Below are 15,446 nucleotides of genomic sequence, written 5' to 3' on the forward strand. Positions count from 1 at the left end.
ATGAATGCTGAAAACGCCTTGAAACTTGCTCGCCGGTTTATCGGGTTGCCTTTGGACAAGCGCCAGATGTTCCTGGCGGCGCTGGACAAGGAGGGCGTGGATTTCAGCAGCTTTCCCATTCCCCAGGGCGTCGAAGCCGAGGATCGCCAGGCCCTGTCCTATGCCCAGCAGCGCATGTGGTTTCTCTGGCAGTTGGATCCCGACAGCGGCGCCTACAACCTGCCCGGGGCGGTGCGGCTCAAGGGCGCGTTGAGTCTGTCGTCGCTGGAGCAGGCTTTTGCCAGTTTGGTGGCGCGTCATGAAACCCTGCGCACGGTGTTCCGGCGCCAGGCCGACGACAGCCTCTTGCAAGTGGCGACCGATGCGCCGCTGCTGATCGAGCATCAGGACCTCAGCGGCTTGCCGGCATGCAATCGCGAGCAAGCGGTGCGCCAGGCTGCGCAAGCACAATCGATGCGGCCCTTCGACCTGTCCAGCGGCCCCTTGCTGCGGGTCGAGTTGCTCAAGCTCGATGCGCAGGAGCACGTACTGCTGTTGACCCTGCACCACATCGTCTCCGATGGCTGGTCGATGAACGTGCTGATCGAAGAGTTCATCCGCTGCTACGACGCCCACGAAGCCGGCGTGCCGCCGCAACTGGCCGATTTGCCGATCCAGTACAGCGACTACGCGCTGTGGCAGCGCCGTTGGCTGGAGGCCGGTGAGCAGGGCCGACAACTGGCGTACTGGCAGGCCCAGTTGGGTGATGAGCATCCGGTGCTGGAATTGCCCACCGACCATTCGCGCCCGGCCATGCCAAGCTATCGCGGCAGCCGTTATGAATTCGCCATCGAGCCGGGGTTGGCGGAGCAACTGCGCAGCACGGCCCAGCAGCAGGGCGTCACGCTGTTCATGCTGCTGCTCGGCGCGTTCAACGTGCTGTTGCATCGCTACAGCGGCCAGTCCGACATCCGCGTGGGCGTGCCGATTGCCAACCGCAACCGCGACGAAATCGAAGGCCTGATCGGTTTCTTCGTCAACACCCAGGTGCTGCGCACCGAATTGGATGGCCAGATCCGGGTCGACGAGTTGCTGCGCCGGGTCAAGGAGACCGCGCTCGGTGCCCAGGCCCACCAGGACCTGCCTTTCGAGCGCCTGGTCGAGGCATTGAAATTGGAGCGCAGCCTCAGCCATACGCCGCTGTTCCAGGTGATGTACAACCATCAGCCCCAAGTGGCGGATGTCACCACGATCCGAACGGCGTCCGGGCTGGAACTGGACATGATCGAGTGGCAGACCCGCACCACCCAATTCGACTTGACCCTGGACACTTACGAAAAAGCAGGCACGTTGCGCGCCGCGCTGACTTATTCCGAGGACCTGTTCGAGGCGCCGACCGTCGCGCGCATGGCGCGGCATTGGCTGCGATTGCTCGCGGCGATGATTGCCGATCCGTCCCGGCGTGTCGGGGAGCTGGCGCTGCTTGATGCCGACGAGCACGCCACTCTGGTTTATGACTGGAACGCCACGGCCCAACGCTACCCGACCGAACTGTGCATGCATCAGTTGATCGAAGCCCAGGTGGCGCGCACTCCGCACGCTCAGGCGCTGATGTTTGGCGACCAGAGCCTGACCTATGCCCAGCTCGATGCCCGCACCAACCGTCTGGCCCATCTGCTGCGCGGACGCGGTGTACGAGCGGACAGCTTGGTGGGCATCTGCATCGAGCGTTCGGTTGAGATGGTGCTTGGCCTGCTGGCGATCCACAAGGCCGGCGGCGCCTACGTGCCGCTGGATCCGGAATATCCGCAGGATCGCCTGGCCTACATGATCGAGGACAGCGGCATCGGCTTGCTGCTGACCCAGCGCGCGCTGTCGGCGGAGCTGCCGACCGAGGGGATCGAGGTCATCGCGCTCGACCAACCGGACGGTTGGCTCGACGGTTACAGCGACAGTCGACCCGACGTCGCGGTCGACCCGCTGAACTTGGCTTACGTGATCTACACCTCTGGTTCCACCGGCAAACCCAAGGGCGCGGGCAACAGCCACGCGGCACTGGTCAATCGCTTGTGCTGGATGCAACAGGCGTATCGCCTGGATGGCAGCGACGCGGTGTTGCAGAAAACCCCGTTCAGTTTCGACGTGTCGGTGTGGGAGTTCTTCTGGCCGCTGATGACCGGAGCACGCTTGGTGATTGCCGCGCCCGGTGCCCATCGTGATCCGCGGCAACTGATCGATAGCATCAACCGTCATCGCATCAGCACGCTGCACTTCGTGCCGTCGATGCTGCAGGCCTTCATCCATGAACCTGGCGTGGAATCCTGCGAAAGCTTGAAGCGTATCGTCTGCAGTGGTGAAGCCTTGCCGCTGGATGCGCAGCAGCAGGTCTTCGCCAAACTACCGGACGCAGCGCTCTACAACCTGTACGGCCCGACCGAAGCGGCCATCGACGTGACTCATTGGACTTGCGTAGATGAGGGCACCGATTGCGTACCGATCGGCCAGCCCATCGCCAACCTGCGTACCCATGTGCTCGACGCCGATCTGTCGCCGGTACCGTGGGGCGTGGCGGGCGAGTTGTACCTGGGCGGGGCGGGGCTGGCGCGCAGTTATCACCAGCGTCCGACGCTGACCGCCGAGCGTTTCGTGCCGTGCCCGTTCCATGACGGCGCGCGCCTGTACCGCACCGGCGACCGCGTGCGCCAGCGCGCCGACGGTGTGATCGAATACCTTGGCCGTCTCGATCATCAGGTCAAGCTGCGCGGCCTGCGCATCGAACTGGGGGAAATCGAAGCCCGTCTCGTGCAACATCCACTGGTGCGCGAGGCCGTGGTACTGGTGCAGGACGGCAAGCATCTGGTGGGCTACCTGGTGCTGGAAAACGGCGACCCGCACGAGCAGTGGCAACAGGACCTCAAGGCCTGGCTGCTCGTCGGCCTGCCGGAATACATGGTGCCGACCTACCTGATGCCATTGGCCGGCCTGCCCGTGACCGCCAACGGTAAGCTCGATCGCAAGGCCTTGCCACAACCCGACGCCGCGCCCCGGCAAACATTCATCGCCCCGCAAGATGCACTGCAAACCGTCTTGGCTGAAATCTGGCAGAGCGTGCTTGGCGTTGAGCGCGTCGGTCTCGAAGACAACTTCTTCGAACTGGGCGGCGATTCGATCATTTCCATCCAAGTGGTGAGCCGCGCACGACAGGTTGGTGTGCATATTCATCCCCGCGACCTGTTCCAGTACCAGACCGTGCGCAGCCTGGCGCTGGTCGCCCGCCACGACAACCACAGCGCCCTGGACCAAGGTCCGGTCACTGGCGATGCCATGCTCGGGCCGATCCAGCAGCAGTTTTTCGCCCAGGCGATGCAGGCCCGCGAACACTGGAACCAATCGCTGTTGCTGACCCCACGCGAACCGATGAATGCACAATGGCTCGACGCGGCGCTGACCTGCGTCATCAACCACCACGACGCCTTGCGCCTGCGCTTCGTCGAAGACGCCGACGGTTGGCGGCAGAGCCATGCCGCGTTTTTGCAAAGCGCCGACCTGTGGCAACGCGATGCCCGATCCATCGAGCACCTGAATGCGCTGTGCGACGAGGCGCAGCGCAGCCTGGACCTGCAAGACGGGCCACTGGTGCGCGCCATGCTGGTGAACCTGGCCGACGGCAGCCAGCGCCTGGCGCTGGTTATCCATCACTTGGTGGTGGACGGCGTGTCATGGCGCGTGCTGCTGGAAGATTTGCAGCAGGCCTACGAGCAACTGGCGGCCGGTGGCGGCGTTACGTTGCCGGCCAAGACCAGCGCCTTCCAGAGTTGGACGGCGCGTCTGAGGGCCGAAGCATCGCGCTTCGATGACCAGTCGGCCTATTGGAAAAACCAGCACGAGGCCGCGTGGGACCTGCCATGCGAACGCCCGCAGGGCAGCTTGCAAAACATCCACGGCGAGAAAATCCAATGGCGCCTGGAGGCCGAACTGACCCGGCAACTGCTGCAACAGGCGCCCGCTGCCTATCGCACCCAGGTCAACGACCTGCTACTCACCGCGCTGACCCGCACCATCAGCCGTTGGAGCGGGCAGCCAAGCACATTGATCGAGCTCGAAGGTCATGGCCGCGAAGACCTTTTCGATGACATCGACCTGACCCGCACGGTGGGTTGGCTGACCAGCCTGTTCCCGGTCAAGCTGACCGCCACCGACGACATCGGCGGCTCGATCAAGACCATCAAGGAGCAACTGCGCAGCGTCCCGGACAAGGGCCTGGGCTACGGCGTGCTGCGTCATCTGGCAGCGACGTCGGTGCAAGCTCAATGGACGGATCTGGCGCCTGCGCGCATCACTTTCAATTACCTCGGCCAGTTCGACCGCCAGTTCGATGAGGCGGCGCTGTTCCTGCCGTCCGGCGAAGGCAGTGGCGTCGCCCAGGACCCGACGGCACCGCTGGCCAACTGGCTGACGGTGGAAGGGCAGGTGCATGGCGGCGAACTGGCGATGAGCTGGGGCTTCAGCCGTGACATGTTCGACAGCACGACCGTGCAGCAACTGGCCGATCAATACGCCGTCGAGCTCAAGGCGCTGATCGACCATTGCGTCAACCTGGCTGAACCGCAAGCCACGCCGTCGGACTTTCCGCTGGCGCGGATCACCCAATCGCAACTCGATCATCTGCCAGTGGCGGCCGGTCAGTTGGATGATGTCTATCCGCTGTCGCCGATGCAGCAGGGCTTGTTGTTCCACACGTTGTACGAGCAGGCGGCTGGCGAATACGTCAATCAATTGCGGGTGGACGTGCAAGGCCTGGATGCCGAGCGCTTCCGTGCGGCGTGGCAGGCCACTGTCGCGGCGCAGGATATTTTGCGCAGCGGCTTCGTCTGGGTAGGTGAATGGCCGCAACCGCTGCAGATCGTTCACAAGCAGGTGCAGTTGCCGTTCACGGTGCTGGACTGGCGCGAGCATGCCGACCCGGCCCACGCCCTCGCCGCGTTGGCCGAGGCCGAGCGTGCCCAAGGTTTCGACTTGAGCCAGGCGCCGCTGTTGCGCCTGGTGCTGGTGCAGACCGGAGCGGCGCAATGGCATTTGATCTACACCCATCACCACATCCTGATGGATGGCTGGAGCAACTCGCAGTTGCTCGGCGAGGTGATGCAGCGCTACAACGGCCGCGCCCCGGCCAGCACTGTTGGGCGTTATCGCGACTACATCGCTTGGCTGCAACGCCAGGACGGCCAGCTCAGCCAGGATTTCTGGAGCGCACAGCTGGCCCCGTTGCAAGAGCCGACCCGACTCGCCCGCGCGGCCTCGGACAGCGGCGAGAGCGGTCACGGCGATCATTTCCTGATCCTCGACATGCCGCGCACCCAGGCACTGGAGTCGTTTGCCCGCCAGCAGAAAATCACCCTAAACACGCTGGTGCAAGCGGCTTGGCTGCTGTTGCTGCAACGCTATACCGGGCACCCGACCGTGACGTTTGGCGCGACGGTTGCCGGTCGCCCGGCGGATCTGCCGGGGATCGAGCAGCAGGTCGGCCTGTTCATCAACACCTTGCCGGTCATCGGCAGCCCGCGTCCGGACCAGACGGTCGGCCAGTGGCTGCAAACGGTGCAGGACCAGAACCTGAGCCTGCGGGAGTTCGAACACACGCCGCTGGCGGACATCCAGCGTTGGGCCGGGCAGGGCGGCGAGGCGCTGTTCGACAACCTCTTGGTATTCGAAAACTATCCGATTGCCCAGGCTTTGCAGCAAGGCACTGCCAGCGATGTCACATTCGGCGACGTTGCCAACCGTGAGCAGACGCATTACGCCCTGAGCGTGGCGGTTACCCTCGGCGAACAATTGGCGCTGCACTTCAGTTACGAGCGTCGGCAGTTCGCCGACGAGATGATTGATCACATCGGCACTCATCTGCTGCATCTGCTTGAGCAATTCAGCCAGGACGCCGGACGCAATCTGGGTGAAATCGCCCTGGCCAGCGGTGCCGAACATGCGCGCCAACGTGCCGACAACCACCCGCAGCCGTACCCGGTAAACATCCCCGTGCACCAGCGCATCGCCGCGCTGGCCGCCGAGGGCCCGCAACGCACGGCGGTGATTTTCAACGACCGACACGTCAGCTACGGCGAGATCGATCGGCGCGCGAACCAACTGGCCCACACCTTGATCAGCCGCGGCGTCGGCCCGGAAACCCGAGTCGGCGTGGCCCTGCCGCGCAGCGAAGAGGTGATCGTCACGCTGTTGGCGGTGCTCAAGGCCGGCGCTGCCTACGTGCCGTTGGACGTCAGCTATCCCCGCGAACGCCTGGCTTATTTGATGAAGGACGCCGGGTTGGCGCTGCTGGTCAGCGATTCCTCGGTATCGGCCCAGTTGCCCGTGGATGAGTCGTTGCCGTTGCTGGAACTGGACCGTATCGATCTGCGCGAACTGCCGACCAGCGCGCCCGACGTCCAACCCGACCCGCACAACCTGGCCTACGTGATCTACACCTCCGGTTCCACTGGCAACCCCAAGGGTGTCAGCGTGGCCCACGGTCCGCTGGCGATGCACTGCCAGGCCATTGGCGAGCGTTATGAAATGCGCGACAGCGATTGCGAATTCCATTTCATGTCGTTCGCGTTCGACGGCGCCCACGAGCGCTGGCTCACCAGCCTGACCCACGGTGCGTCGCTGCTGATTCGCGACGACAGCCTGTGGACCCCGGAGCAAACCTACAACGCCATGCACGAGCACGGTGTGACGGTGGTGGCGTTCCCGCCGGTGTACCTGCAACAACTGGCCGAGCACGCCGAGCGTGAAGGCAACCCGCCGAAGGTGCGCATCTATTGCTTCGGCGGCGACGCGGTGCCCAACGCCAGTTTCGAGCGGGTCAAGCGCGCCTTGCGTCCTGAGTACATCATCAACGGTTACGGTCCGACCGAAACGGTGGTCACGCCACTGATCTGGAAGGCCGGTCGCGAGGCGTGTTGTGGCGCTGCCTACGCGCCCATCGGCAGCCGCATCGGCGACCGCAGTGCCTACGTGCTCGATGCCAACCTTAACCTGTTGCCCCAAGGCATGGCCGGTGAGCTGTATCTGGGCGGCACGGGATTGGCTCGCGGTTACCTGAACCGACCGGGGCTGACCGCCGAGCGTTTTGTCGCCGACCCGTTCAGCGCCGGCGGCTTGCTGTATCGCACCGGAGACCTGGTGCGCCAGCGCGCCGACGGCACTTTCGATTACCTGGACCGCATCGACAACCAAGTGAAGATCCGTGGTTTCCGCATCGAACTCGGTGAAATCGAAGCCAGTCTGCAAGCCCTCGATGGCGTGCGCGAAGCGGTGGTCGTGGCCCAGGAAGGCACCGCCGGCAGCGGCAAGCGTCTGGTCGCCTATGTGGTGGCGGCAGAACCTGCCCGTGAAGACTTCGCCGAGCACTTGCGTGAGCAGCTCAAGGCGACGTTGCCGGCGCACATGATTCCGGCCTATCTGCTGCTGCTCGAATGCCTGCCGCTGACCCCCAACGGCAAGCTCGACCGCAAGAACCTGCCCAAGCCCGACGCCAGCCAATCGCAACACGCCTACCTGGCGCCGCGCACTGCGCTGGAACAGCAACTGGCGGCGATCTGGCAGGACGTGCTCAAGCTTGAACGCGTGGGCCTGCGGGATAATTTCTTCGAACTGGGCGGCGATTCCATCGTCTCGATCCAGTTGGTCAGCCGCGCCCGCCAGGCCGGTATGCACTTCACGCCCAAGGACCTGTTCCAGCACCAGACCCTGGAAACACTCGCCACCGTGGTTCGCCAGGGTGAAGCCGCCCAAGTCATCGATCAGGGTCCGGTGACCGGTGAACTGGCGCTGTTGCCGGTGCAGCGGGTGTTCTTCGAACAGGCGATACCGCAGCGTCATCACTGGAACCAGGCGGTGATGCTCAAGGCGACCGAACGCCTGGATGCATCGGTTTTGAACCAGGCTTTGAATGCGTTGTTAGAGCATCATGATGGCCTGCGCTTGAGCTTCACCGAGCAGGCCGAAGGCTGGAGGGCGGTTTACCGTCTCGCCGACATTCAATGCCAAGACCTGCTCTGGACTGTGGACGCACCTGATGCGCAGGCCTTGCAAGGCATCGCCAATGAGGCCCAACGCAGCCTGGACCTGCAAGATGGGCCGTTGCTGCGGGCAGTCCTGGCGACGCTGGGCGATGGTACCCAGCGGTTGTTGCTGGCGGTGCACCACTTGGTGATCGACGGCGTGTCGTGGCGAATCCTGTTCGAGGACCTGCAAACCGCCTATCGTCAGTTGTCCAGCGGTGCGGCGCTGCGACTGCCGCTGAAGACCACCTCCGCGCAGGCCTGGGCCGAGCGCCTGCAAGCGCATGCCGGCAGCAACCGGCTGGCGCAGGAACTGGCGTTCTGGCAAGCCCAGCTCGAAGACGTCGATGCCTCGTTGCCGATGGATAACCCGGCGGGCGGCCAGCAGAACCGCCTGGCCGTGACGGTGCGCACACGACTCGACGCCACGCTGACCCGGCAACTGCTGCAAGACGCGCCCAAGGCTTATCGCACCCAGGTCAACGACCTGCTGCTCACCGCGCTGGCGCGGGTGATGGTGCGCTGGACCGGCAGCGACAGTGCGCTGATCCAGCTTGAAGGCCATGGCCGCGAAGCCTTGTTCGACGACGTCGATCTGACTCGCACCGTCGGCTGGTTCACCAGCCTGTACCCGGCGCGGCTCACGCCTCGGGCGGACTTGGGCGATTGCCTCAAGCAGATCAAGGAACAACTGCGGGCGATGCCCGACAAGGGCCTCGGTTTCGGCGCCCTGGCCCATCTGGCGGATGACGCGACGCGGGCGATCCTGGCCGGGCTGCCGACGCCCAGCCTGACCTTCAACTACCTGGGCCAGTTCGACGCCAGCTTCAACGAAGCCGACGGCGCTTTGTTCGTGCCGGCCGACGAAGCCGCCGGCGATGAGCTGGACGCCGAAGCACCGCTGTCCAATGCGCTGGCCTTGAACGGCCAGGTGTTCGGCGGCGAACTGGACCTGGGCTGGACCTTCAGCCGCGAGCAGTTCAACGAGTCCACCATCCAGGCGCTGGCCGACGATTATGGAATGGAACTGCAGCGGCTGATCGAGCATTGCTGCCGGGGCGAGCACAGCGGCGTGACGCCGTCGGACTTCCCGCTGGCGAGCCTGAACCAGCAGCAACTGGACGGACTGGCGCTGCCTCCAGCGCAGATCGTCGACCTGTATCCGTTGTCACCGATGCAACAAGGCATGCTGTTCCATGGTGTGTATGGCGACGCGAGCGGCGACTACATCAACCAACTGCGCCTGGACGTCGAAGGGCTGGACCCGGAACGCTTCCGCCAGGCCTGGCAAGCGGCGGTGGATGCCCATGACATCCTGCGCACGCGGTTTGTCTGGCAGGGTGATTTGCCGGCGCCGGTGCAAGTGGTCAGCAAGTACCTACAACTGCCTTACAACGTGCAGGATCTGCGCGGTGAGTTATCGCCTGACCAGACCCTGCGGGCCCTGGCCGATGCCGAACGCCAGCAACTTCACTTGAGTGCGCCGGCCCTGATGCGGCTGATGATCGTGCGTCTCGACGAGCAGCGTTATCACCTGATCTACAGCCACCATCACATCCTCATGGACGGCTGGAGCAATTCGCAACTGCTTGGCGAAGTGCTGCAACGCTACAGCGGGCAATCCGTTGCCGTATCGGGCGGTCGTTATCGGGACTACATCGCCTGGCTGCAATGCCAGGATGCGGCGGCCAGCGAGGCGTTCTGGAAGCCTGTCTTGCAGCGCCTGGAGGCGCCCACGCGGCTGGCCGATGCGGTTGGCAAACCGACGGACTCTGGTGTCGGTTATGGCGATCATATTCAGGTGTTGGACGAGTCGCTGACACGTCGCCTGGAAGCCTTCGCTCGCTCCTCGAAAGTCACGGTGAACACGCTGGTGCAGGCGGCGTGGCTGCTGCTGTTGCAGCGCTATACCGGTAGGGAAACGGTTGCCTTCGGTGCGACGGTCGCCGGTCGTCCAGCGGACCTGCCCGGCATCGAGCAGCAGATCGGCCTGTTCATCAACACCTTGCCGGTGATCGCCAGCCCTCGGGCCGAGCAGTCCCTGGACAGCTGGCTGCAAGCGGTGCAAGCGCAGAACCTCGCCTTGCGCGAGTTCGAGCACACCGCGTTGCTGGACATCCAGCGCTGGGCCGGGCAGGGCGGCGAGGCGTTGTTCGACAGTTTGCTGGTGTTCGAGAACTACCCGATCGCCGAGGCCTTGGAGCAGGGGGCGCCGGACGGTTTGCGCTTCGGTTCGCCGATCACCCAGGAGCAGACCAACTATCCGTTGACGCTGTTGGTGGGGTTGGAGCGGCAGTTGTCGGTGCATATGAGTTATCAGCGGGCGAGTTTCTCGGCGGTTACCGTGGAGCGGTTGGCGGCGCATCTGGCTCAGTTGCTCGGACAGATGACGGCTAATGGCGAGCGGTGCTTGGGTGAACTGTCGATGCTGGAATTCGATGAACACCAGCGCCTGATCCATGACTGGAATCCGGTGGATGCGCCGTTCGAGCAAGACCTATGCATCCATCAATTGATTGCCCGCCAAGCCGAAGCCTCGCCGGATGCCTTGGCGGTGACGTTCAATGATATTCGCCTGAGCTACAGCGAACTCGACGGCCGCGCCAATCGCCTGGCCCATAAACTGATCGAGCTGGGCGTCGGCCCGGAAGTGCGCGTGGGCGTGGCGATGCCGCGCTCCGAGCAACTGCTGATCGCCTTGCTGGCGGTGCTCAAGGCTGGCGGCGCGTACGTGCCTCTGGACCCGGATTACCCGGCCGAGCGCGTGGCCTACATGCTCGACGACAGTCGGGCGAAGGTGCTGTTGACCGAGCAGGCTGTGGCGCAGACGTTGACCGTTCCGGCTGGAACCGAAGTGCTGATGCTGGATCGGGTTGAGTTGACCTCATATCCCTTGAAAGCGCCGGACACAGCGGTCACACCGGACAACCTCGCCTACGTCATCTACACCTCCGGTTCCACCGGCAAACCTAAAGGCGTGGCCATCGCCCACCGCAACGTTCTGGCGCTGATCGACTGGTCGAAAACCGTCTACTGCCGCGACGACATCCAAGGCGTACTCGCCTCGACCTCGGTGTGTTTCGACCTGTCGGTGTGGGAGCTGTTCGTGACCCTGGCCAACGGCGGTTCGCTGATCATCGCCCGCAATGCCCTGGAACTGCCGCACCTGCCGGCCCGCGACCAGGTGCGCCTGATCAACACCGTGCCCTCGGCCATCGCCGCGTTGCAGCGCAGTGGGGAAATTCCTCAGAGCGTGCGCATCATCAACCTGGCCGGTGAGCCGCTGAAGCAAAGCCTGGTGGATGCCCTCTACCCCACACCCCTAACCTGTGGGAGCGAGCCTGCTCGCGAAAGCGGTGGGTCAGGCAACCCGATGCAAACTGACAGGACGCCTTCGCGAGCAGGCTCGCTCCCACAAGGGGGGGAGCATGTCCATGGCATCATCAACCTGGCCGGTGAGCCGCTGAAGCAGAGCCTGGTGGATGCCCTCTACCCAACACCCCTAACCTGTGGGAGCGAGCCTGCTCGCGAAAGCGGTGGGTCAGGCAATCCGATGCAAACTGACAGGACGCCTTCGCGAGCAGGCTCGCTCCCACAGGGGATTGAGCATGTCTATGACCTTTATGGCCCATCGGAAGACACCACCTATTCAACCTGGACCCGCCGCACCCAAGGTGGCACGGCCAATATCGGTCGCCCACTCAAGCACACCGCCAGCTACCTGTTGGACGCCAACCTGCAACCGGTCCCCCAGGGCGTGTCGGCTGAGCTGTACCTGAGCGGCGCGGGCATCACCCGGGGTTACCTTGGCCGCGCGGCGATGACCGCCGAAAAATACGTGCCCAACCCGTTCTCCACCACCGGCGAACGCCTGTACCGCACCGGCGACCTCTGCCGTTACCGCGCCGACGGCGTGCTCGAATACCAGGGCCGCATCGACCATCAGGTGAAGATCCGTGGTTTCCGTATCGAGCTGGGGGAAATCGAGGCGCGGCTGTTGCAGCAGCCCGAGGTCAACGAAGTCGCCGTGCTGGCCCAGGAAGGGCCGGGCGGGCAGCAGTTGGTGGCCTATGTGGTGGCTTCGGCGGATGCCGACACCCTGCGCGATCCACTCAAAGCCCGCCTCAAGGAGCATCTGCCCGACTACATGATCCCGGCGCACTGGCTGTTCCTCGATCACCTGCCGTTGACCCCCAACGGCAAGCTTGACCGCAAGGCGTTGCCGGGCATCGAGGCCGGGCGATCGCAAAACGCATACCAAGCACCGGTCAGCGAACTGGAACAGCAAGTCGCGGCGATCTGGGCTCAGGTGCTCACCGTCGAGCGCGTGGGCCTGAACGATCACTTCTTCGAGCTGGGCGGCCACTCGCTGCTGGCGGTCACCGCCGTCTCGCGCATGGCCCTCGAACTGGGGTTGAGCCTGACCCCGCAACTGCTGTTCCAGTACCCCGTCCTGCAGGATTTCATCGCCCGACTCGACAGCACGGACGGGCCAATCAATGAAGAGAAACTGAACAAGCTGGACGCCCTGCTTGATGAAATGGAGGAAGTCTGATGGACAAGAGTGTTGCTTTGAGGGTCGCCAAGCGCTTTATCACTCTGCCGCTGGACAAACGCAGGCTGTACCTTGAGAAGATGCTGGAAGAGGGCGTCTCGCCGGCCAACCTGCCGATCCCCGAGGTGCGTTCCGGGTTCGAGCATATCCCGCTGTCCTACGCCCAGGAGCGTCAGTGGTTCCTCTGGCAAATGGAGCCGCACAGTTCGGCCTACCACATCCCCAGCGCCCTGCGCCTCAGAGGTCGATTGGATGTGCCGGCGCTGGAACGCAGCTTCAACGCTTTGGTCGAGCGCCACGAAAGCTTGCGCACCACGTTCAGCGAGCACGGCGAGCAAGCCGTTCAGGTTATCCACCGGCAGATGCCCCTGAGCATCGCTGTCGAGGCGCTGCCTGCTGGTTCACCGATCAGCGAGGACGCGCGCATCAAGGCATACGTCGAAGGCGAAACCGCGCGTCCGTTCGATTTGCGCCAGGGGCCGTTGCTGCGGGTTTCGCTGTTGAAAGCCGCCGAGGACGACCACGTGCTGGTGCTGATCCAGCATCACATCATTGCCGATGGCTGGTCGATGCGCGTGTTGGTAGACGAACTGGTGCGCTGTTACGCCGCCGACACAGACGGCCAGCCGCTTGTATTGCCGGAGCTGCCGGTGCAATACGCCGACTACGCCATCTGGCAGCGCCATTGGCTGGAAGCCGGCGAGCGTGAGCGCCAGTTGGCCTATTGGGTGCAGACCCTGGGCGACGAGCAACCGGTGCTGGAGCTGCCGTTCGATCATCCGCGTCCCCCGGTGCAAAGCCTTCGTGGCGCGCGGCTGGATTTGACACTGGCGCCGGAGCTGGCTGCCTCGCTGAAACAACTGGCCCAGCGAGAAGGCGCCAGCCTGTTCATGGTTTTGCTCGCCTCGTTCCAGGCGTTGCTGCACCGCTACAGCGGCCAGCCGCAGATCCGCGTCGGCGTGCCGACGGCGAACCGCAACCGGGTCGAGACCGAAGGGCTGATCGGCTTTTTCGTCAATACCCAGGTGCTTAACGCCCACGTCGATGGGCAGCAGCCATTCGACGGCTTGCTCGCCCAGGTCAAGCAAGCGGCCATGGCGGCCCAGGCCCATCAGGATTTGCCTTTCGAGCAACTGATCGAGGCGTTGCAACCAGAGCGCAGCCTCAGCCACAGCCCGATCTTCCAGGTGATGTTCAACCACCAGAACGCCGATGCTAAGGGTCGCCGGCAGACGCACCTGCCGCAACTGCGCGTCGAGGACCTGACGTGGGAAGGGCGCACCGCCCAGTTCGACTTGACCCTCGGTACCTACGAAACCGAGCAGGGCATCGTTGCGGAGCTGACCTACGCCACCGACCTCTTCGAACCGCAGACCATCGAGCGCCTGGCCGCGCATTGGCAAAACCTGCTGCAAGGCATTGTCGATGCACCCCGCCAGCGGGTCGGCGAACTGCCGCTGCTCGACCCGGCGCAACAGCGATTCACGCAACAGCAATGGCTGCGCGTCGCCGACCACGGCGCCGGAGCCGTGTGCGTGCACCAGCGCATCGCTGAACAGGCGCAGCAGAACCCCGACGCACTGGCACTGACCGTGGACGGACAATCCCTGAGCTACCGGCAATTGGACGCCCGCGCCAATCAACTGGCCCACCGCTTGATTGATCTGGGCGTGTCCCCTGGCGAGCTGGTGGGCATCGCGGTGGAGCGCAGCATTGAGATGATTGTCGGCCTGCTGGCGATCCTCAAGGCCGGCGGCGCCTACGTACCGCTGGACCCGGCGTATCCCGAGGATCGCCTGGCCTACATGATCGAAGACAGCGGCATCGGGTTGCTGCTGACCCAGGCCCGTTTGCAGGCGCGATTGCCGATCCCGTCGACGCTCCGGACCCTGCTGCTCGATCAGCGGGACGCCGCGCTGCAAGAGGCTCCGAAAACCTGCCCGGCCGTATCGCCGACCGGCGAGCACCTGGCCTACGTCATCTACACCTCCGGCTCCACCGGCAAGCCCAAGGGCGTGATGGTGCGCCATGGTGCGCTGAGCAATTTCATCACCAGCATGATCGCCCAGCCGGGGCTCGCGGCCAGCGATCGCATGTTGTCGCTGACGACCTTCTCCTTCGATATTTTCGGCCTGGAAATCTACGGGCCGCTCTGCGGCGGGGCCAGCATCGTCCTGACCGGGCAGAACGTGCATCAGGATCCGCAAGCGGTGCTGGCGCTGGTCGAGCATCACGACATCAGCGTGCTGCAAGCCACGCCGTCGAGCTGGCGCATGCTGCTCGACCATGAGCGGGCATCGGTGCTCGCCGGCCGGACATTCCTGTGCGGCGGCGAAGCCTTGCCCCAGGAACTGGCGCAGCGACTGCTGGCGCTTTCGCCAAAGCTCTGGAACCTCTATGGCCCTACCGAAACCACCATCTGGTCGGCCGCGCATCCATTGAGCCCCGAGCGCGACCGGCCGTTCCTTGGCCAGCCGCTGGACAATACCGCGCTGTACATCGTCGGCGGCGACCTGACCCTCAATCCGCCCGGCGCGCCGGGTGAGCTGCTGATCGGCGGCGCCGGCCTTGCCCGTGGTTATTTCCAGCGCCCGGGGCTGACCGCCGAACGCTTCGTACCGGACCCGTTTTCCACCGCCGGCGAACGGCTGTACCGCACCGGCGACCTGACCCGCTATCGCCCCGAAGGCGTGGTCGAATACCTCGGCCGCATCGACCATCAGGTGAAGATCCGCGGCCTGCGCATCGAACTCGGGGAAATCGAAGCCGCGCTGCTGGCCCAGGACAGCGTGCGCGAAACCGTGGTGGTCGCCCACGAGGGCCCGACCGGTGCGCAACTGGTGGGCTACGTC

2 protein-coding genes (1 of these 2 only partly in view) are annotated in these 15,446 nt (G+C 64.4%); both read left to right on the forward strand.

Features of this window, described 5'->3' with window-relative positions; genetic code table 11:
• Positions 1–12,594, forward strand: a complete 12,594-nt coding sequence (locus tag J3P90_RS08110; protein WP_434676081.1) for a non-ribosomal peptide synthase/polyketide synthase — start codon at positions 1–3, stop codon at positions 12,592–12,594.
• Positions 12,594–15,446 carry the 5' end (the start) of a non-ribosomal peptide synthase/polyketide synthase gene (locus tag J3P90_RS08115; protein WP_434676082.1) on the forward strand. Its footprint extends 10,710 nt past the window's final position, so the window shows 2,853 of its 13,563 coding nt (coding positions 1–2,853); the start codon lies at positions 12,594–12,596; the stop codon falls past the right edge of the window. Before J3P90_RS08110 ends, J3P90_RS08115 begins: the two co-directional genes overlap by 1 nt.

It is taken from the genome of Pseudomonas sp. D3-10 (assembly GCF_051132175.1).
In the GTDB taxonomy this organism is placed as follows: Bacteria; Pseudomonadota; Gammaproteobacteria; order Pseudomonadales; family Pseudomonadaceae; genus Aquipseudomonas.